The 21,944-nt window shown below is 51.4% G+C and carries 17 protein-coding genes; 8 read left to right on the forward strand and 9 right to left on the reverse strand.

Annotation, left to right across the window (positions count from 1 at the left end):
- Together IPQ00_13950 and speD are read right to left on the reverse strand one after the other, a co-directional pair.
- Complete coding sequence (locus IPQ00_13950; protein ID MBL0241665.1) at nt 1–1,956, reverse strand: DUF4178 domain-containing protein; 1,956 nt, start codon at nt 1,954–1,956, stop codon at nt 1–3.
- A complete protein-coding gene (gene speD / locus IPQ00_13955; GenBank protein MBL0241666.1) occupies nt 1,953–2,345 on the reverse strand; it encodes an adenosylmethionine decarboxylase in 393 nt (130 codons plus the stop codon). The genes IPQ00_13950 and speD overlap by 4 nt, the downstream gene beginning before the upstream one ends.
- 115 nt (nt 2,346–2,460) lie before the next feature.
- Between speD and IPQ00_13960 the strand changes: the two genes are divergently transcribed.
- Nucleotides 2,461–3,384, forward strand: a complete 924-nt coding sequence (locus IPQ00_13960) for a hypothetical protein (protein MBL0241667.1) — start codon at nt 2,461–2,463, stop codon at nt 3,382–3,384.
- A 50-nt stretch (nt 3,385–3,434) separates the two neighbouring features.
- On the opposite strand, the gene IPQ00_13965 is transcribed toward IPQ00_13960, so the two are convergent.
- From IPQ00_13965 to mnmG, 7 genes are all read right to left on the reverse strand, one after another.
- On the reverse strand, nt 3,435–5,069 hold the full coding sequence (locus tag IPQ00_13965; protein ID MBL0241668.1) for a GWxTD domain-containing protein: 1,635 nt from the start codon (nt 5,067–5,069) through the stop codon (nt 3,435–3,437).
- A gap of 123 nt (nt 5,070–5,192) precedes the next feature.
- Nucleotides 5,193–6,260, reverse strand: a complete 1,068-nt coding sequence (tatC, locus tag IPQ00_13970) for a twin-arginine translocase subunit TatC (protein MBL0241669.1) — start codon at nt 6,258–6,260, stop codon at nt 5,193–5,195.
- 7 nt (nt 6,261–6,267) lie between these two features.
- Nucleotides 6,268–6,672, reverse strand: a complete 405-nt coding sequence (tatB, locus tag IPQ00_13975) for a twin-arginine translocase subunit TatB (GenBank protein ID MBL0241670.1) — start codon at nt 6,670–6,672, stop codon at nt 6,268–6,270.
- Nucleotides 6,673–7,692, reverse strand: coding sequence for a selenide, water dikinase SelD (gene selD, locus IPQ00_13980; protein MBL0241671.1), 1,020 nt, complete (start codon nt 7,690–7,692; stop codon nt 6,673–6,675).
- Between the two features lie 44 nt (nt 7,693–7,736).
- Nucleotides 7,737–8,603 carry a ParB/RepB/Spo0J family partition protein gene (locus IPQ00_13985; GenBank protein MBL0241672.1) on the reverse strand — a complete coding sequence of 289 codons (867 nt, stop codon included), beginning with the start codon at nt 8,601–8,603 and terminating at the stop codon, nt 7,737–7,739.
- Entirely contained in the window at nt 8,596–9,357 is a 762-nt protein-coding gene (locus IPQ00_13990; protein ID MBL0241673.1) for a ParA family protein, read from the reverse strand. The genes IPQ00_13985 and IPQ00_13990 overlap by 8 nt, the downstream gene beginning before the upstream one ends.
- 129 nt (nt 9,358–9,486) lie before the next feature.
- The gene (gene mnmG, locus IPQ00_13995; protein MBL0241674.1) at nt 9,487–11,376 is read right to left on the reverse strand and encodes a tRNA uridine-5-carboxymethylaminomethyl(34) synthesis enzyme MnmG; all 1,890 of its coding nucleotides are present in this window, start codon (nt 11,374–11,376) and stop codon (nt 9,487–9,489) included.
- A gap of 347 nt (nt 11,377–11,723) precedes the next feature.
- On the opposite strand from mnmG, the gene IPQ00_14000 reads away from it, so the two are divergent.
- The 7 genes from IPQ00_14000 (at nt 11,724) to IPQ00_14030 (ending at nt 21,884) form a co-directional block, all read left to right on the forward strand.
- A complete protein-coding gene (locus IPQ00_14000) occupies nt 11,724–12,914 on the forward strand; it encodes a succinylglutamate desuccinylase/aspartoacylase family protein (protein ID MBL0241675.1) in 1,191 nt (396 codons plus the stop codon).
- A gap of 5 nt (nt 12,915–12,919) precedes the next feature.
- On the forward strand, nt 12,920–14,836 hold the full coding sequence (locus IPQ00_14005) for a CBS domain-containing protein (GenBank protein ID MBL0241676.1): 1,917 nt from the start codon (nt 12,920–12,922) through the stop codon (nt 14,834–14,836).
- Nucleotides 14,837–15,280: 444 nt separating this feature from the next.
- Nucleotides 15,281–15,877, forward strand: coding sequence for a Crp/Fnr family transcriptional regulator (locus IPQ00_14010; GenBank protein MBL0241677.1), 597 nt, complete (start codon nt 15,281–15,283; stop codon nt 15,875–15,877).
- A gap of 91 nt (nt 15,878–15,968) precedes the next feature.
- The gene (locus IPQ00_14015; protein ID MBL0241678.1) at nt 15,969–16,427 is read left to right on the forward strand and encodes a cyclic nucleotide-binding domain-containing protein; all 459 of its coding nucleotides are present in this window, start codon (nt 15,969–15,971) and stop codon (nt 16,425–16,427) included.
- Nucleotides 16,428–16,568: 141 nt separating this feature from the next.
- Nucleotides 16,569–17,600, forward strand: a complete 1,032-nt coding sequence (locus tag IPQ00_14020) for a cytochrome C (protein ID MBL0241679.1) — start codon at nt 16,569–16,571, stop codon at nt 17,598–17,600.
- Between the two features lie 23 nt (nt 17,601–17,623).
- Nucleotides 17,624–19,717, forward strand: a complete 2,094-nt coding sequence (locus IPQ00_14025; protein MBL0241680.1) for a hypothetical protein — start codon at nt 17,624–17,626, stop codon at nt 19,715–19,717.
- Between the two features lie 253 nt (nt 19,718–19,970).
- A complete protein-coding gene (locus IPQ00_14030; GenBank protein ID MBL0241681.1) occupies nt 19,971–21,884 on the forward strand; it encodes a cytochrome b/b6 domain-containing protein in 1,914 nt (637 codons plus the stop codon).
- Nucleotides 21,885–21,944 lie beyond the last annotated feature (60 nt).

The following is a 21,944-nucleotide window of genomic DNA, read 5'->3' on the forward strand; positions in this document are numbered from 1 at the left end:
TTAATCCGAATCGTCCGAATCATCTGAGCCGCTTGCGGCTGCCGTCCCGAACATACTGTCCTTCCAACGACTCGATTCAAAGCTAAACTTTCTGAACAACCCGAGCAACGGCATTATCGCCAAAACAAAAAGTGCGCAGCAGAAATTGACGCCACGGTTCACGCTTTGCTCGACCTTTACCGCGACCGGCATTTGAACCTGCCAGTTTTGCCAGGTCCCCTCGACACGGAGCGTATATTTGCCGGCGGGCAATGATGAAAGCGTGGCATCATTCGTCGTTCCGCCTTCGCTCCAAGGGCCGTCACTGTCGCTGCCGGTATAGTATTCGACCGGGACATTGACCGACTCGACTTCCTGACTCTGATCATTGATCAGGTCCACGTCGAGGTCGGCCCAAGAATTGCTTACATTGGCCCCGGCCGTGATCTTAACGTTTTGATTTCCCTTCAGGTCAAACGGTTGACTGAAGACCGCCTGTCCAGCGGTCGCGTTTGCCATCGGCGGCAGAACGAGTTCTTGATTAAGGACGGTTTTAGTTAATCCCGTCAGCGGTATCATAAATATCGCTACGACGAATAACGCTAAAAGCGGCAACGCACCCCAGGTGTAGTAAAATCGGCCGGTGAACGGCTGATTGGGGGCGACACCCCAGGGCTTTGGAAGGTCGGTGACACCAAATGCCTTTTCGACCTCTTGGTTCGTCATATACGTGCCGACGGACCAGTTGATCTCATTCTCGGATGCTTCACGAGATAGCATCATCGGTGCGGCGACAAAATCGGTCGCTTGAACCCTCTCGCCCTGCTCGACGCGCCAATAGAATTCACCTTTGACGTACTCAACTACGGCCGGTGCATCCTGAAATATCTTAAATGCCGAGCCGTTGTATTTAGCGACGCTGCCGGGGCCGATGTATGCCACATCGACGTCGGCCGCGTTGACGGACTCCACAAAGTTCCAGTGATTATCCGAATGTACAAGCCATCGGAATCCGATCATCGGATTGTAAAGCAGATACTCGTGCCAGTAATATGTCTCGCCCTCGATCGTAACGCTGCGAACCGTCGCTCCGATTATCTTGAATTTTACGTCTCCCGGAAAAGTGCCTTCTGCTCCGATGGGCGCGACAAAGACCGGTGCATTCGGCAAGGGCGTTAACGCTTTGAGATAGGACAACTTGCCCTGATTAACGTCGAGTAGCGAATCACAGTTTGGACAAGTAACGCGTTCGGTTATGTCCGGCGCTAATAATTCGAGCGGGCCGCCGCATTTAGGACATCCCATCGCGGCGGTCGAAATGCGCCGAGCTTCGCGTTCGACCGGTTTGGCGTCGCCAAGCCCGATCTCGGCAAGCGTGACCTGTGTTCCTAGAAAGACCCAGGGCGGATCCATACTATAGTCGATCGTTGCAAAAGCGTTGTTTTTGCCGGCCAGATCCGCGTATTCAAACTTTTCACCGGGTTCAAGCTTGTACGGTATCTCGCCTTCGGCGGCGGCGAACGTGCCGCGGCCCTTTTCCTGCACCATCAGCGGCGTCGGATTGGGGATCTCAGCCACATTCTGGCCAAGCTGCAGGCCATTGAACGACGGAAGCACAGATCCCTCCGGAAGCGGCTGATAGAACGTCAGATAAAACTTGCCCTGAGCCTCGGCCAGCCAACCGACCCAGCCATTTGAGAAGGTCGCGTACCACTCATCCCAAAATCCACCCAATTCGTGCCGAAGTTGTGCACGGCCGGTGAGTTCAAACTTGTTGCCGTTAAACGTTCCTTTCAGGCCGAGTTTCAGCGGGGACTGCGAGTCTGCGATCTCTGCCACCTTGCCGAGATCCTCAAGCGCGCGATCCGTACGGGAGATCGCAGAACGGCAAAACGGACAAACGACCACGATCGTCGAACCCGCCTTAAACTCGATCGGTCCTGCACAAGACGGGCAGTTTGCCTGGAGTGTGCTCACGCTTCACCTCCCGCGGTTACTTGTCTGATAGCTGTGTTTTGGACCGGCATTTCACCTCGGTCGATCTTTGTCACCGACACGTGTTCAGCTCCCAACATCGACTTGAGATTATCTTCCCAGTCCCATTCGGGGCGCGTTCGGCAGCAATAGAGATTGAATGTAGCGGTGCCGTATTCCGGGTAGGTGTGACACGCCAGATGTGACTCGGTCAATGCGATCATCCCCGTCACGCCGCCCTCGCCGGGAAACTTATGCCAGACCGAACCAACAGATCGTAACCCGAGATCAGACATCACCCGATCGAAAAGTGCGCGTATAACGACCTCGTCGCGAAGCGTATCTGCCTCGCAACCAAAAGCCTCGATCAACCATTCAGTTCCAACGATCATCGGTTCACACCAAAATGTACGTTATTGTTTACCCAATGTTCTGAACAATCAGCAATATCCCAGCGTAATAGTTCATCAAGTGAGAAGTGTATCGAAAAGAACTATAGCTAATTTTTTGCTTTTTGTCATTCCTTTTATGGCGATTGGTGTCGGACTATCGTCGTGTTCGTCGTCGGGAACAGCTCCGGCCAAACAGGTAACGGTAAGCTACACGTTGCCAAAAGTCGTAGGAAACATTCCCGGTGACGACATTAGCGAAAGCAGCGGACTTGCCGCCTCAAAATGCTCGCCGAATATATTTTGGACCCACAACGACTCCGGCAATGCCGCGATTCTTTATGCTCTTGATGAGACCGGCGCTCGGAGGGGAATATGGAAGGTGGCGGGCGCCGAAAACACAGACTGGGAAGACATAGCCGAGTTTAAGGATCGAAACGGCAAATGCTTTTTGTATATAGGCGATATTGGGGATAACGATTCAACGCGACGCGAACATTTCATCTATCGCGTTCGCGAACCGGACATCGGAGTTAGGCCCGGTTCGGCGTCCGGAACAGAGCCAAGCGCCACAGCAATAGCCGAACACCTGCGTTTCTCATACCCGGACGGACGGCACGATGGCGAATCGCTGCTCGTCCACCCATCGACCGGCGATATTTATGTAATAACTAAGCGCGTGGACGGACCCGCCGGAGTCTATCGCATAAGGCCCACATTCGATTCGGCGACGACCATCATCGCCGAGCGTTTGTCAGATATTAAGGTGCCGGCCATTCCCAACGGCCTGATCACCGGGGGCGACATATCGCCTGATGGAAAACGGGTGATCCTATGTGATTACGCTCGTGCTTATGAATATCGCCTGCCGGACGATTCCGCAAATTTTGATGATATTTGGAAGCAGAGTCCTGAGCCTGTCGACATCGGTGACCGATTAGCGGGTGAAGCTGTTTGTTACAGCGCGGATGGCAGATCGATATTTGCGACAAGCGAGCGAGCGGGATCGCCCTTTATTCGGGTCGATAGCGTCGCAAAATAGAAACGACGGAACTTTGCAGGTTCCGCCGTAATAGATGATCTAAGCCAATATTATTGTGTGATCGTGAACTTCTCTTCGTTCTTGATCAACTGACCGCCGACGCGATCCTTGATCTCGACCCGGATATTATAGTTGCCGGTCGGCATATTCATCGTCGGCAACAGACGGGCCAGCGTCAGACGCTGTCCAGAGTCACTCAGACCTGACCAGTCCTCATCCTGCCGCAACACCTCTTTGCCGTCCTTTGTAAGCACATATGTCACGTCAACTGCCGGCCGCAGCGTCGTCTGATCGATCTCGGCATTGTATACCTGAAGATAGATGCCGACCTCTTGTCCCTGCTTGTACATTCCGCCAAGATTAGGGATGACCTTAGAGTTTCCGATCACAAACATTTGACCGATGTCACGTTCGTTGGTCGAACGCAGTTTTGACGTAAGGACGAGCGACGAGGTCGACAATTTCTTTTCATCGTACCGCGGGACTGTAAAGCCCATATTCACGATACCCTTGTTGCCGGTACCAACGTCGCGGACGACGACATCGACCTTATATGTTCCGGGTGTAAGTGCGATCGCCTTTTGGTAAACAGACTTCCGATCCATCGCGTCCGCAAGTTCGATCGCGGTAGCGTTGGTGACGACCGAATCTTCGAAAATGCCCGACCGCTTTCCGGAGACGGCGGTGATACGGCCAAAGATATTCATTCGGGCCGTTTCGAGGCCGCCGATCTGCTCGAATTTAAGTTCGCGATTGCTGGTCTGCACGGTGAACGCCGTAATGATACGGTCATCCGACTGGCGGAAGAAGTCTACGCGCAGGTCGAACTGCAGCGGATTATTGTCGATCACAGGCGAATCGGTCAGCGAACTCTGGAGATCACTGAATTTGACTGCCGGCGGCCGCATCAATCCGGTCATTACCTCGAGACGGCGGAATGGAGAATCCTGTTCGCGATAAAAATTGTTTCCCGCGTTGCGGTCATTGCCCGAGATCCGGTCGCCCTTATCGGACATACCTAATTGCTCTGCCGTCGTCATACCCGCACCCGGCACCATAAGCAAAGCGTCCTTTTCGTTGGCATTACGCGCCATACGATATTCGCCGGTTCCCGTAGGATCGACAAACTCGATCTCGAGGCCGTCACCTACGCCGTCAAGATGGCGATAGAACCAGATCTCGAATGGATATGTGGTAGTCGAACCGCCACCCTCGTAGCTCGGGCGATCGTACGATCCGCCTGACGGGTGCGATTCGACCGAGTCGGGCTTGCCCCAGGCAATGTAAACGCGGCCTCGATCAGTTTTCCATCCCGGAATACCTGATGCGAACTTTTCATTGGAGTATGCGATCCGCTCATAATACTCTTCGCGGTATTCGTTTTCTTCGGTGTCCGGATTGGGGTCGCGGCGACGCCAAAACTGCTCGATAAAGTTCTCACGTTCTTCATCGGTCACAAGTGCGTTAAAGGCTTTCTTTTCCTCTTTGGTAATGATGTAGGCAACATCATTGTTGATCCATTTTTTATAAGCCTCTTTTAATTCGGGTTTGACGTTACGTGCCTTGTCCGTGACATCCTGACTTGGCTTATTTTTGTCGGGCGGTTGGGCGATAGCCACTATGGCCGCAAGCGACATTAACACGAATGTCAGCAAAAAACTCTGTGAAAACCTGACTCTTGTCATATAACGTAAAACTCCCAAAAAATGACCGGCCAACAGCCGGGAGGTCAACCAAAATTGTATCAATACAGATTCTAGACAGTAATCCTTATTTACACAAGATGAAAAATCTATGTGGCGGGTTGCTTAACTAGCCGTTTCATCGGATGTTTGGCGCTTTTTGCCGAAGAACCACGCGATAAATATCGATACGATGTACAGACCCATCATCGGCGTGGCAAACAGCATCATATTAGGAATGTCACCAGTTGGCGATACGACCGCCGCAACGATGAGTATTACGACGAGGGAGATCTTCCAACTGCGGATAAGCAATCCGGCAGAAATAATGCCGATCCGGGCGAGAACGTACGAGATGGCCGGCATCTGAAAGATCAGTCCCATCGCGAGCATTATGATCGTGATGAAGTCTAGATAATCACTGGCCTTAAGCAACAATTGGAAATCACCGCCGCCAAGCCCGAGCAAATAGCGGGCCGCCGGCGGGAATAGTATGTAATACGCAAATGCGGCCCCCAGCACAAATGAAATGGTAGATAGACCGATGAACGGCGTCACGTATGACCGCTCGTGCTTGTACAAAGCCGGCGAAATGAACATCCATACTTGCCATAGGAGCAGCGGCACCGAGAATGCGATCGCGGCATAGAGTGAAACTGTAACAAACAGTGTGAACTGCTCGGTTGCGGTCGTCACCGTCATGCGCTCATCGGCATTCGGCTTATCCTTGGCAAACTCGTCAAATTCGACCGGAAGTCGCACCCCCTTCGGGACCACGGCATTGTTTGTGATAAGCGGCTCGGTCGTAAAAAGCCCAAGCTTTCCCTCACTATCGCGCTCCACTTGTGACAGAACGGAAGCGCCCGGAGCGACAACCGTAGCACCTAACTTGGTCGAACGGTCAAAGATATAACGCCCACCGTCGCCCTCTTTGATTTCGCTAAGCGGCAACAGCTTTTCTTCGCCGGTCACACCTCTGATCGGCAATTCCCTGCGGGCCGCCTCGGAAAGTGCCTGTCGTATCGGCACGCTCAAAAAATCGTATATGCGGTCTGAAACAAACCAACATAGCGTAAACGCCACTACGATAATGATGACTGAACTTACAAGCCGTTTGCGCAGTTCGTCCAAATGCTCGAGAAAGGACATATTGGTCGCGCGCTCGTGTACTTGGTTTGATTCGATCTCGTCCATTTATTGATTACAGCCAGTTCTGCTTATCGTTCGGATCGTCCGACGACGACATTTCACCGGATGCCGTTTGTGATGGGATTTCGGAAACAAAAGAAGCGGGGTCAACCTCTTTTATCTCCGGAGGCTTGATCGGATCGGCGGCTGTCGAACTCGGATTCAGGATCGTATTCCCTCTCGCGACCGGCGACGGCTCGTCGTCGTCCAACCTGAAGGCCTTGGCTTCATCCTCAAAGTTGACCTCTCGCTCCCACGTTTGTTTGAATTCGTTCGTGGTATTCCGAAATTCGGATGTTATCTTGCCGATCTTACGGGCGATCTCGGGCAATCTTCGTGGCCCAAGAAAGATAAGGGCGATTACACCGATCAGCATCAGTTCGGACGTTCCGATCGATTCGAGAATGAACAAATACACTTAAGTTACCTCTAAATACATCCCACTGTACGCGCTGACCGAACCGATCACTCGTGAATCCGGCATCTGCCGCACAAAGTCAGACGCATTGGTGGATCCCATACTTATTAGCAATCCGCCCGCTGTCTGAGGATCAAATAACGCACTCTGCATCCCTGAGGATACCGAATCGTAGAATACAACAGTTTCGCCAACGTACACCCTATTGTTCGTGTCGCCGCGGGTGAGCATTCCCCGCGAGATCAGTTCGAGAACGTCCGGCAGAAGCGGAACACTCTCAGAATCAATATTTAGCGTCACTTCGCTACCCTTTGCCATCTCGTACGCGTGGCCCAAAAGCCCAAAGCCGGTCACATCCGTACAGGCGTTGGCTCCGACCTCCCGCATTAGCTTAGATGCCGCCGCCGCCGAGGTCGTCATCGCATTTATCGCGGCGGCGATCGTCGATTCGCTTGCTTCACCGCGTTTTACAGCCGTATTTATCGCCCCGGTGCCGATCGGTTTGGTGAGAATGAGTACATCGCCCGGGCGTGCTCCGGAATTAGTGAAAACACGGTCGGGATGTATCACTCCCGTTACGGCGTACCCGAACTTCATTTCCTGGTCATCGACGGAGTGGCCGCCTATTACCACGACGCCTTCGGCATTCATTGCCGCTTGGCCGCCCTTGAGTATCTCGGCAAGGATGTCCCAGTCGCCCTTTTGAGGAAAACAAACTATCGAAAGTGCGGATAAGGGCGTACCACCCATCGCGTAAACATCATTGAGGGCATTGACCGCCGCAACCCTGCCGTAGGTAAATGGGTCATCCGCCACCGGGGTAAAGAAATCGACCGTCTGCACGAGCGCCGTGTCGTCCGTAAGGCGAAAAACTCCCGCGTCGTCAGATTTATCAAATCCGACGATCACATTCTCGCTACTTTGTCGTGGTAACTTGCTCAAAACTTGGGCAAGGTCGCTAGGGGCGAGTTTGGCCACTCAACCCGCGCACGAAACCATTTCAGTAAGACGCTGACGCATCACGTTTCTCTAACCTCCTTTAGAATCAACACTTTACATCTACTTTATTGTTTTGACCCCATTATCGCCTGATAAATGCGATCGAGATCGTCGGTGCCGTAGTATTCGATCTGGATCTTGCCGCTGGTACCTTTCGCCGATGGCAGGATCTTGACGTTTGTACTTAACCTACGCATCAACTTTGTTTCGGCGGCCTTGGTATTCGGATCGACCACACGTGAAGTGGGTTTGTCCGCGGATCCGCCGCCAACCTTTCCCGCCCGCTTTACCGTGCGTTCAGTTTCACGAACCGAAAAACCACGCTCGACCGCGTCCTTTGCGACCATTCGCTGCACCTTCGGGTCATCGATCATTAGCAATGCCCGCCCGTGACTAAGAGAAAGTCGCCCCTCGATAATGTGATTCTGCACCTCGGACGGTAGTTTCAGAAGCCGCATAGTGGTGGCTACGAGGGTGCGTTCGCGACCGACTCGTTCGGCCACCTGCTCTTGTGTAAGTCCAATAAATTCAATGAGTTTGCGATATGCTTTGGCTTCTTCGATCGGGTTTAGTTCGTGCCTTTGTATATTCTCTATGAGTGCTATCTCAAGTAACTTATCATCCGGGATATCCCGTACGACCGCCGGCACTTTGCGCAGTTCGGCCCGCTGCGCCGCCCGCCAACGCCGTTCACCCGCCACGATCTGATACCGGGTGCCGATCGGGCGCAGAACGATCGGCTGCACAATACCGTTAGATCTGATCGATGCCGCAAGCTCGGCTAATTTTTCTTCGGCAAATCTGGTACGCGGCTGTTCCGGATTGGGGTCGATCAGATCGATATCGATCTCGCGAACTCCCTGCTCGACCGCCGGCACCTTTTCTTCACCCATCAAGGCGCTCAGGCCTCTCCCAAGGGTTTGTCTAGCCATGTCCAATGATCTCCTTTCCTAATTGCATATAGCTCACCGCCCCACGCGAACGCGGATCGTAAAGCATTATCGGCTTTCCAAAGCTCGGGGCCTCAGCCAATCTTACGTTTCGCGGAATAACCGTCTCAAGGACCTGTGAGCCGTAAAAATCTCGAAGATCTTTGGCCACGGCGGCCGAGAGATTGGTACGCTCATCGAACATCGTTAACAAAAGGCCCTCAATGGCCAAAGTCGGGTTTAGTTCCCTGCGGAGTCGTGCAAGCGTATCGAAAAGTTCTGTAACGCCCTCAAGAGCATAATATTCGCATTGGATCGGCACCAGTAGTGAGTCTGCGGCCGTAAGTCCGTTAAGTGTCAGAATGCCAAGCGATGGCGGACAATCGATTATTATGTAGTGAAAATACTCCTTGATCCCGGCAAGTAGCTTTTTGAGGGCGTAGTTTCGGTCGTCTGCGTCGACCAGTTCGATCTCTGCGCCCGCAAGATTCTTATCGGACGGCAACACCCATAAAAACGGTATCTCGGTCGGCAGAACCATCTCACGAACCGGATCGCCTGACGTGAGGGCGTTATAGAGCGTCTTTCGTGAATTACTTCGTGGAATGCCTGCACCGGAGGTGGCATTTGCCTGCGGATCGGCATCGACAAGCAATACCTTCTTGTCCTCGGCAGCAAGTGCCGCCGCGAGATTTACAGCCGTCGTTGTCTTTCCGACGCCGCCTTTTTGATTGGCTACAGCAATGATCTTACCCATATTTCAGAAACTAAAACAGGACTCTAAGTTAGCATATACCTGCCCTGGTCGAACAATCAGACTGTGGTACGTACCACACACGTTGGCATCAATTGAATTGTGGTACGTACCACAATTCAGGAATGTTACTCAAACCGATGCGGTATTTTGGGCTTTTTGTGCGGTCAAATGAACCAAAATGGTAGAAATCGCCGTCGGCGTCAAGCCCGCGATCTTACGAACCTGGCCAAAATTCTGCGGACGAGCCCGCTCGACGCGTTCGATCATTTCGTGTGACAGCCCGCTGATCAGATCAAAGCGGAAACTCTCCGGAACTTTCAATGCATCGTGATGGTTAACTCGCTCAGTGGCCACATTCTGCTTTTGTATGTATCCGCTATATAGCGAATCCGCGAGCGCGGTCGAAAGTTCGGAATCTCTGACCTCGCCTTCTATCCCGCCCGGTAACAGGCGGAGAATGATCGACGGGTCCACGCCTTGGCGCATTGCCAAATGTGACAAAGTAAACGAATCCCCAAGATCGGCGCCAAGCAATTGCGATATACCGGCATATTCAACCGACGATCTCTTAAATCGTGTACTGTCGAGCAAATTGCGAAGCGCAGCTATACGGTCGCGCTTTGCGTTAAAACGATCCCAGTCGTCATCGGCGACCAGACCCACGTCGCGGCCTTTGGGGGAAAGCCGTTGATCGGCGTTGTCGTGACGAAGTGTCAGCCTCGCTTCGGCTCTAGATGTAAATAGACGATATGGTTCATCGACACCGTGCCTGATCAGATCATCCGCCAAAACACCGATATACGCCTCATCTCGCTGTAAGATAAATGGCTTACGAGCCTGAGTGGCAAATGCAGCGTTTATTCCCGCCAATAGGCCTTGACACGCCGCTTCCTCATATCCGGTCGTTCCATTGATCTGCCCCGCGAGAAAAAGCCCGTCCATTCGCGTCGATTCCATTGTCGGCCGCAATTCCCTCGGATCGACAAAGTCATATTCGATCGCATACCCCGGACGGATGATGTCAACATTTTGAAACCCCTCGATCATTCTCAGTAACTCTAGTTGGAGTTCTGAGGGCAATGATGTCGAAAATCCGTTGAGATAGACCTCGTTCGTATTGTAGCCTTCGGGTTCCAGAAAAAGTTGGTGGCGATCCTTTTCACCAAATTTTACAACCTTATCCTCGATCGATGGACAGTATCTAGGTCCGATTCCCTGTATTTGTCCTGAATATAGCGGCGATCGATGAAGATTACCCCTAATAGCATCGTGAACCGACTTGGTCGTGTAGCCGATATGGCACTGGATCTGAGGTTGATCGATCCGTTCCGTCGCGAACGAAAAGGCAACCGGAGATTCGTCCGGCGATTGCGGTTCGAATGCGTCCCAGTCGATGGTGCGCCCGTCGAGGCGTGGCGGCGTGCCGGTCTTGAGTCGTCCGACGGGAAAACCAAGCCGTTTCAGACATTCGGCAAGTTCGATCGATGCTGGCTCACCGGCACGCCCCGCAGCATACGTCCGGTTGCCGGTGTGTATCATCCCATTTAGAAATGTACCGGTGGCGACCACCACAGACTGTGCCCCGAATCGCCTTGTGTCTTGCAGCTCAACACCTGTAACTTGTTTATCCTCAATAGTTAGACCGACCACAACACCCTGACGCAAATACAATCCCGGCGTTGCTTCGAGGACGCGGCGCATCTCTGTGCGATAGAGGCCTCGGTCGGCTTGTGCTCTGGGCGATTGCACTGCGGGGCCGCGTGAGCGGTTAAGGAGGCGAAATTGAATACCGGTCCGATCGATCACACGCCCCATTATGCCGCCGAGGGCATCTATCTCACGGACGACGTGCCCTTTCGCTATCCCGCCGATCGCCGGATTACAGGACATTTGCCCGATCAGGTCAAGGTTGAGGGTCACAAGCGCCGTTTTGGCCCCCAGACGAGCCGAGGCCGAGGCCGCCTCACATCCGGCGTGCCCCGCACCGATCACTATCACATCAAAACTCTCGTCAAACATAAGAGACCATATCTTTGCACTTCGGCGAAAACTACTATTCTAGAGCAACGAACGTGATTTGCAACAAAAATCGCTAGTTGTTCGATCCGAGAGCCCATTGGTGGACGTCGAATACGGGCATTTACTGTGTCATTTTTCGCGGATGGCCGTGAATTCTTGCGCTCATACGCGGCAAAAACGCGCGGGGCGACGACGGGCGGACGGATGAATCCTTTGTATTTTCGTGATATTTAGCTAATATCTCCGTATCGTTGGTCATTTTTGTTGTATCAGTCCGGCAAACGCTAGTAAAGGTGGGCCACGGCACGTCTCGTGGCATCATTTTTGCAGTTTCAGTTTAACGCTATATGAAACCGGCACTTAAAATACCTCGGGCCCTCGAGCTAGTTGAAGGCCAGCATCTAATTGGATCTTTCATCGGCGACCCTGCTGGGCCGACGCTGATAGTCGTCGGCAGCATTCACGGTAATGAACCGGGTGGAGCCATAGCGCTTTTTAGCATCGCCGAAGACCTCTCGACACTCACCGGCAAGATGCTCGGCCGTGTGTATTTCCTCGCCGGTAACACCAGGGCCTTCAATAGTCGTCAACGATTCATCGATCACGACCTAAATCGTGCCTGGACGAGGCGAAATCTCTCTTCGAGGGGAGCGGAACACGTCGAATCAACATCCGAAGGACAAGAACTTCGTGAACTCGATAGTCTGATCGACAGCATATTGATAACCGCCAAGGATGAGGTCTTTGTTATGGACCTGCATTCGACCTCGGCCACCGGCATTCCCTTCGCTACAGTTGGTGATACTCTACGCAATCGCAAATTTGCACAGCGATTTGGCGTAACCATTCTCTTAGGAATCGAGGAGCAACTCGAAGGCACTATGCTGGAGCATTTTAACAATCTTGGTGCGATCACGATCGGGTTCGAGGGTGGCTCGCACGATTCAGCCGAAACAGTCGAAAACCATCGGGCTCTGGTGTGGCTAGGTTTGGTCAATTCAGGGGTCTTAGACTTGTCTGAGGTTCCGGAGTTTCGCAGGATGGCAAATCGTCTTGCCGCGACCAATAATGGCACCCGCTTCGTCGAGGTGCGTCACCGCGAAGCTATCCGGCCCGAGGACGAATTTGAGATGAATCCGGGATTCAACAATTTCGACATAATTACCAAAGGTATGGTCCTCGCAAAGAATAGATTCGGCGAGATTCGTGCCGTTGAATCCGGAATGATACTGATGCCGCTGTACCAAAAGCTTGGCGAAGACGGCTTTTTTATTGGTCGTACGGTCGCTCCTTTCTGGCTCTGGCTCTCAGCGGTTTTGCGCAAGACGCGGGTCCAGAATATTCTCCGCCACCTGCCGGGTGTAAAGGTGGACCCGGACGACAGCGAAACTTTGCATCTGAATACCGCATTAGCCAGATTTTTTCCGTTGCAGGTTAGCCATCTTCTTGGCTTTCGAAAACGTCGGTTGGAGGATCACCAACTTGTTGTTAGTCGGCGACGGTTCGATCTGCACGGCCCCTTCACAAATAGGAGTTGAATCCGATGGGTGAGCACGACATCAAAACCGGTCACAATGAGGAACAAATGCGGGCATTTACACTGTCCGTTCTCAGCGATCTGCAGGCGTTTGAGTATATGTTCGACAATGGGCATTTCTCGGACGAAGTTTGCCGTATCGGTGCCGAGCAGGAGATGTTTCTCGTCGATTCAGCTATGCGGCCGACCCCTCGGTCGCTCGATGTCATTGCGGATGCCGGCGATCCTCGCCTCACGACAGAGATCGGACTATTTAATCTAGAGGCCAATCTTTCCCCGCGTGAGTTTAAGGGCGACTGCCTGTCCTTGATGGAAAATGAACTGAAAGAACTACTGGGCATAGTTCGCAATGTGATGACCAAGTTTGGCGGAGGCGTGGTAATGGCCGGAATATTGCCCACGATCCAAAAGTCAGATCTGACGGTCAATAATCTGACTCCTCATCCGCGATATCACGAGATCGATCGAATAGTAACCGAACTGCACGGTGAAAATCGGATGATCCACATCAAAGGACTCGATGAACTGCAGTTAACACTCCAGAACACATACATCGAGTTTTGCAATACCAGTTTTCAGATCCATCTCCAGATCGCTCCGGGCGATTTCGTCCGGTACTACAACTGGGCTCAGGCACTATCGGCGCCCGTGCTTGCCGCGGCGGTCAATTCGCCATTGCTGCTAAATCACCGATTGTGGCACGAAACGAGGATTGCGGTTTTCAAGCAATCGACCGATACGCGTTCGCTGACCCATAGACAGCGAAATCAAAAACCTAGAGTAAATTTCGGTGATGACTGGGTCAATAATTCCATTCTCGAAGTGCTGCGTGAAGACGTAGTGCGATACCGCATATTGCTGACCCAGGCCGTCGAAGAAAATTCGCTTGAAGTGCTCGCCGCCGGTGGCGTGCCGGAACTAAAGTCTTGGCGATTGCACAACGGTACGATCTGGCGTTGGAATAGACCCTGCTATGGCATCCTGGACGGCAAGCCCGGACTTCGGATCGAAGCACGTTATCTGCCTGCCGGGCCGACGGTCATCGATCAAATGGCAAACGCAGCATTCTTCCTCGGACTTTTGACGGAAATGCCGGAGGAGTTTGGCGACATTCGTGACTTTATGTCATTTGACGACGCCCGGACCAATTTTTACAACGCTGCGCGTTATGGATTGAAGGGCCAGATCCGCGGCCTCGACGGGCAAAGCAGGCGGATCGGCAGGATCATTCTCGAAGAACTTTTGCCGAGGGCGAGAAAAGGCCTCGCGAGGGCCAATGTCGACGAGGCGGATATTGGCCGATTGCTTGACGTGATCGAGCAAAGGGTCATCACAGAGCGGACCGGAGCACAATGGATGCTGGACTCTTACGAGTCAATGGGCTCGAATTCAAAACCCACGGTAAAACTTAGAACAATAACCGCAACAATGAAATCACATCAGGACAATGACGATATTCCGGTCCATGAATGGGATCTCGCAGAAATCCCCGAGGGTTGCGAGTGGATCGACAGTTATCGAACTGTCGAACAATTTATGTCGGTCGATCTATACACCGTTCGCCCCGAGGATATCGTCGATCTCGCCGCCAGTCTGATGCATTGGCGCCACGTCAGACACGTTCCGGTAGAGGACGATTCCGGAAAGCTGATCGGCCTGGTGTCTCACCGTGATCTGCTCGAATTGATCGCCCAGGGTAAATGCTCGACCGGCCAAACACTGGTTATCTCGGACGTGATGAAAACGGATATTATTTCGGTCACACCCGGAACCTCCTCGATCGATGCCCTTCAGCTAATGCGGGAAAAAAATGTGGGTTGCTTGCCGGTACTTGATGAGGGCCGTTTGGTGGGGTTGATCACCACCTACGACTTTCTTACGGTTTCGGCAAAATTACTCGAAGAGAGACTGAATGATACTTGAAAGTCGAATTGAGGTGACCATGACCGGTGCAGGGAGTGCGAGTATAGTTCCCGGCGCACCCTTTCGAAATTATCCGAACGCGCGAGAATTTTCACATAAAGCGGCGAATTGTCACGTTTCAGATCATTATTTTTTGATAAAAGCCTATAAAATGGGCGTTATTTGTTGCAATCGGTCCGACACCTATATTGGAACGATAGTTGCAAAACAAATTGCCGAAGGTCGTTAACTATCCTTTATCATAAAAACGGCCTTAATTCAGCGGACTTAGCCTGACCTTGGGCTACGATGTAAATATATATGAAGGTCTTTCAAGACTTACGGATTCAACATAAGTGTAAAGATTGCGGTATTCGGGGAGATGGTTTCTTTTGTGACCTGCCCGAAACCGATCTCCGCTTATTTGAATCTATCAAGATAACCAAAGCTTGCCCAAAGGGGACAATGCTGTTTGTTGAGGGCCAACCATCGACCGGAGTTTTCCTTCTCTGTCAGGGTAAGGTCAAAATATCGACCTGCTCACCTGACGGAAAGGTAATAATACTAGGCATTGCCGAACCCGGACAAATGATCGGTTTGAGTTCCGTGATAAATGGCGTAGAGCACGAGACTTCGGCCGAAACACTTGAAATGTGTCAGGTCGATTACATCAAGACCGATGATCTGATGCACTTGATCCAAAACAATCCGCAAGCTTGCCTTAATGCTGCTAAACAACTCAGTCGCGATTACCATACGGCGTACGTACAGATCTGTGCCCTTGGGCTATCAGATTCGGTTACTGATAAATTGGCAAAGCTCTTCCTCAGTTGGAGCGGAAATGGGACAGGCGGTGATGGCCGTGTCCAGCTCAAAAATTTCTTTACGCATGAGGAGATCGCCGAGATGATTGGCGCCTCACGCGAAACCGTTACCAGAGCACTCAGATATTTCAGAGAACGTGAACTCGTGACTCTCAAGGGGTCAGATCTGGTCATCCACGACCGGAGGCGGCTTAAAGAAGTTATCGGCACTCGCGGCGGCTATCGAACTGATATGTGACGTGCGTCACAATCGGATGTGACAATTGTCCTATACCTCTAATACACCGGTGTGACATATTTGCTCTGGGCATCATCGCCAAGGAGCACTTATGTCATCCGACAAAAATTCGGGACATAGCTTTTTTGATTTTCCATTTTCCGGCTCAGAGTTTCTGGGCCGGTTATCACCCTCCGACCGTCAAGCATTTGACTCACTTAGGTGTCGTAAACACTTTTCCAAAGATGACGAGATATTCAGCATCGGACAGATGCCCGAATTCCTCTATGTACTCAACCGCGGACAGGTAGCATTAATGCACCATAGTTCCGTAATCGATGCGACGTTCACATCGCCAAACGGCGCGGAAAAGATATTTGGCGCCGTCGAGGCGTTTTCTGCATACCCCTTCGATTCGACGCTTAAGGCAATGGGTCCGTGTGAATTTGATGTGGTCGATAAGTCCCGCTTCTTCGATTTCCTTTTGCGCCAACCATCAGCGTGTCTGCAAATGACAATCATGATCAGCGAGCGGTATCAGCAATCAGTAGTAATACTTGACTCAAACTAAGCACACTGAACTTGCAGAAAAAAAGTAAAAAAAAAGACCGTATTGTGACCGCGCTCACATCACTGACGATCGTTATACATTAATCTAGTCCCACGATAAGGCGTGTCACGTCTTTTCCCCATATTTTCGGAGGCAACTTTTATGGCTTCAGCTAAAAAAATCAAGATCGGCCTACTTACAGGATTTGCATTACTTGCAATGGCGTGGGCGGTCTCAGGAACATATTCAACAATATCCACCGGCACGATGGCCGGTGAGCTCGATCAGGGCCCGCCACAGGCCGCTGCTTCAGCGGACGATTTCGTCGGTAGTGAGACTTGCAAGGCCTGTCACGAAGATCAATTCAAGAGCTTCGCGGGAACCAAGCACGCCAAACTTGCTGAAGTAAAAAGCTGGAAGGACAAAGCCCAAGGATGCGAATCCTGCCACGGTAGCGGAAAACTACACGTCGAGGGCGGCGGCGATAAGACAAAGATCATTACATTCAAGGGCAAGAATTCAAAACAAATATCGGAAACATGCCTGACTTGCCACTCAGGTGCCGAATCGCACAATAATTTTAGACGCGGCGAGCATTGGCGTAATGACGTTGGTTGCACCGACTGCCATTCGTCACACGGTACAGAATTTAAGAATGGCCACGCCGCTTCGGTCACGAACATCGGCGAAACCACATTGCAGAATCCCGGCATCGCCAATATCGCAATGTTAAAACGCAGTGAGCCCCAACTTTGTATGGGTTGCCACACTGAGACAAAATCACAGTTCTCCAAACCGTTTCATCATAAAGTTTTGGAAGGCATAATGAAGTGTACGGATTGCCACAATGCTCACGGCGGTTTCGAATCGAAACAGACCAAACTCTCCGTCGGAGCAGACTCAGCCTGCATCAAGTGCCACGGTGACAAGCAGGGCCCGTTCACCTTTGAACATGCCCCGCTCAAGACCGAAGGTTGTGCAGCCTGCCATACACCTCACGGCTCAAGCAATCCTAAGCTACTTACGCGAAATTCAGTTCGCCAGCTTTGCATTGAATGCCACAGTAGTATTTCGGACCAAGGAGCACCGGGTGTTCCGTCGTTCCACAATCAGTCGACCGTTCGGTATTTAAGCTGCACGGTTTGTCATACGACAATCCATGGATCAAATTCGAGCAACGTTTTCTTTAAGTAGTCGATGAATGAGAGGACACTTATATGTTTGACAGTACACAAATAAAAAAAGGTACCGGCGGATATGGCAGAATCTTATTCTTCGGTCTAATGGCTACGCTATGTTTAGCGTTTATTAATTCAACTGCGGCGGCCCAGACGGCCGCCACCACCCCCCCGGCTAACGAAGAAGTTATCTGGAAGGGTTACAAGCTTGTCTCGACCGTCGAGGCCGGATGGCGTTTTCGCAGAGTCAGCGGTAGCGAACTAAAATACCGCAGCGATCTCAACTACAAGCAGGGAATGCGGTCATTTGACACAAATATTGTTCTTGAAAGTGAAAGCGGAAAGGGCAAGTATTTTGACTCGTTGCTGATAAGTAACTCTGGTTGGGGAGCAGATCCGCAGGGCTTTACCCGCGTCAATCTCGACAAGATCGGAATCTACAAGTTCAACGCAAATGTTCGCCGGGTATCATATTTTAACAACTTGTCGAACCATGTATTGGGCCAACACACCTCGAATACCACGAATACATCCGGCGACTTTGATCTATCGGTGTTGCCGCAAAATGAAAAGATAAGATTTAATTTCGGAATGTCGTTTAACGACTATCGCGGCCCCGGCGTTTATACGATCAGAGCCTTCAGTGATGAGTTTCCGGTAGATAGCTTTACTAGAAATAAATCTACCGATTTTCGCGGTGGCATCGAGGGAAAACTTCTCGGTTTCGATCTGGGTTTGACCCAGGGCTTCCGTTTCTTTAAGGATCGATCTGACTACAGCATTACTAGCACCAACCTTGGTAATAACCCAACCAATAATGCTAGGTTGACGAGTTTTAGCCGTATCTTCCCGACGGATGGCAATTCATATTACACAGCTCTCAGTGCTCATCGAACCTTTGCTGAAAAGCTCGATTTCACTGGAAAGTTTATTTACACATCGACCGACAGCGATATGTCGATGACCGAAAAGATTATCGGGCGTGATAATTCGAACAACATTATCGACCTTGATAATTTCACGATCATGGCAAAGAACAGGCGTATTCAAAAACGCGCTGATTTTGGCTTGACGTATCGGGCAACTGACAATTTCCGCATCTCAAATACTTTTAGCTTTGATACCTTTACCATCAATGGTGGCAACGGGCTCGAAGAGGCGGTTACACGACGCACCAGTGCCGGTAACCCGCTCGCATCGACTTTTACAAAGTCGGCTGCGTATCGAGTAAATGACTTCACTAGGTATGTAAACACGATCGAGGGTGACTACCAATTTAGCAATATCGTCAGTCTGCATCTCGGTTATCGATATGCACACCGCAGTATCAACGTCACGGGCTTTGGAATTACTCTAACGTCGGCCCCATCGCCGACTAATCCAGCATTCATAGCCGAGACGGAAACTAATAGCACGAATGCATTTATTGCCGGAATGAAGATCAAACCGGTAAAAAACTGGGTCATCTTTTGGGATGTTGAAAAAGGCTCGGCAGACAACGTGTTCTCGAGACTCGAAAATTACAAATATACTAATTTCCGCGTCCGTACGCGTGCAACATTCAACAAGTTCGCACTCAATCTATCCGCGATCTCAAAGGACAATTCGAACCCGACCGAGACGGCAACAACACCGCCGCTTCCGTTTGGAACGAATATCAAGAACCGATTCTATACCGGCAGTGTCGATTGGAACCCGATCCGCGAATTGTCGATCAGCACCGGATATACGTATAACCATTTGACTGCGGTCACGCCGATACTTGTCCCGCTTACAGGCGGTCTATTTCTCCGTACCAGCGAGTATTATATGCGTGATCATTATGGCTTCTTTGATGTCTCGGCAAAACCGATGAAGAGGGTGTCGTTGTATGCCAGCTATCGCATAAGCCGCGACAAGGGTCAAGGAACTCGCGTCGCTCAGATCGCGCAGGACATCGTTACGTCATACCCGATGCAGATGCAATCACCCGAGTTCCGCGTCGCCTTTAAGATCACCCGTAATGTTGATTGGAACCTCGGATATCAATACTACAACTATAGGGACTCGCAGACCCCGACGCTCAATTATCGGGCTCATTTACCTTACACGTCTTTGCGAATCTATTTTGGAGGCGGAGCCGCTGACCGCTAAAAAGACATAAGATCCCCAAAGACTTGACGCCGGTGAGGTGCCCTCCCCTCGCCGGCATCATTTTTTTTCGCTAGAGCTCAAAATCCGAAACGACCGTGGGCAAATGTGATAATGGTCACGGTTAATGATTGACTAAAGACTAATAATAACTTGGGAGGTATCTGCAATATTTAATGTATTATTGTTCTGATATACATCCTTTCAGTCAAACTCACATTTGCGAGGTACCGGCGAGCGTGCCAGGGCTAATACTATGAAGACAGGCGTCAAAGTCGGAGTCATTTTCGCTTTTGTCCTATTTTGCGCATCAGCTTACCTGCTGACGAACCGTGGCATCACCGCCGAAGGGCAACCCGCACCCGCACCGGTCAATGTCCCGCCAGCAGTGACCGCCGCGGAACCTGCTGAGCCAAAGCTCGACTGCGCGGGTTGTCACGGGCCGGGCCGGAGCCTGCCGTATCTTGCCGGCGAAAAATTCCATAAAGAAGCTCACGTGGCGATGGACTCGAGCATCCACGCAAAGGTCGCTGCAAGAGGCAAATCAGCAGCTAACTGTATGGACTGTCACTCAGTCAACGGTGATATGGCCACCATACTTGCGGCCGATGATGCAAAATCAACGATCAATCGCGCAAATATCGCACAGACGTGTGGAAAGTGTCACAACGACCCCGCTCTGATGGCGCAGAAAGGGATCACCAACCGACCGTTTTTGGCATATCAGGAGAGTGTTCACGGAAAGGCACTCTCACACGGCAATATGAAGGCGGCGGTCTGCTCCGATTGTCATAACAGCCACGCCGTACTCCCCGCAACAGATCCCAATTCACCAGTCTCAAAATTTAATGTCGCGGCAACGTGCGGCAAGTGCCACGGCGAAATCGCGGGCCAGTTTGCCGAGAGCGTGCACGGAATGTCGCTCGCGAGAGGCAATTACCAATCGCCTAACTGCACGGATTGTCACGGGATACACGGCATCAAGGCCCAAAAGGAATCGCGTCAGGCACTTGGGTTGACGAGTTGCTCGCAGTGTCACGATGGCGTTCGGCTTTCACAGGACTTCGGAATTCCCTCGGAACGTGTCTCAAGCTTTCAGGACAGCTATCACGGTCGTGCTCTCAAACTCGGTTCGGACGTCGTCGCCGACTGTGCGAGTTGCCACGGTGTACACAACATTCTGCCTTCGAGCAACCCTAAATCACTGATAAATAAGGCAAATCTCGTAACTACCTGTGGACAATGTCATATCGGTGCCGGTGATAATTTTACGGTCGGCAAGGTCCATCTTGAAACCGGTGCATCGCAGGACATCGGAAGCCAGGGAAAGAGTTGGGTGCGAACCATTTACTTGCTACTGATATTTGGCGTGGTCGGCGGAATGTTGGCCCATAACGGGATCATCTGGTATCGAAAGGCCTCCGCGAAGCGTAAAAACGAAATTAGGCCGATCGTCAGAATGTCGTTAAACCAACGGATACAGCACTGGCTGTTACTGACCAGTTTTATGGTTTTAGTTGTGACCGGTTTCGCACTCGAGTACCCCGAAAACTGGATCACGTGGATCACCGGCAATAGTGAGTCAATACGCCGATTGATCCACCGCATCGCCGCCGTCGTGATGATGGTCACCGGTATTTACCACATCATTTATTTGTTCGCTCTCAAGGAGGGACGCCTGTGGGCTTTCGATATGCTGCCGCGTTGGAAAGACTTTCAGGATCTTTTCCAGAACTTCAAGCATTTTGTGTTGAACAAGGGAGATCGGCCTAAATTCGCTCGTTTCCGCTATGCCGACAAGGCAGAGTATTGGGCGGTAGTATGGGGCACGATCATTATGGGGCTGACCGGATTGATGATCTGGTTCAAGGTGGGTGTTTTCGGCTTCTTACCTCGCTGGGCTATAGACATCGCGATCGCCATCCACTTTTACGAAGCCATCCTCGCAACATTGGCTATTATCGTCTGGCACTTCTACCACGTTATTTTTGACCCGGACGTTTATCCGATCAACTGGACATTTTACGATGGACGAATGTCGGAGGAACTGTTTAAGGAGGAACACGAGCAAGCGTTTGAGGATATGAAGGCCGAGGAAGCCCGCATCGCCGAATTAGAGGCAGACGAGGACGGTGATACTGCCGTCGGTGGCGAAGAACAGAAGGATTGATCAGCCGCCGCGAACATTGGGAGATCTTCCGACCAAAAGAAAAGTACCGCCAAAGTGGTT

The organism is Chloracidobacterium sp. (assembly GCA_016720705.1).
In the GTDB taxonomy this organism is placed as follows: domain Bacteria; phylum Acidobacteriota; class Blastocatellia; order Pyrinomonadales; family Pyrinomonadaceae; genus OLB17.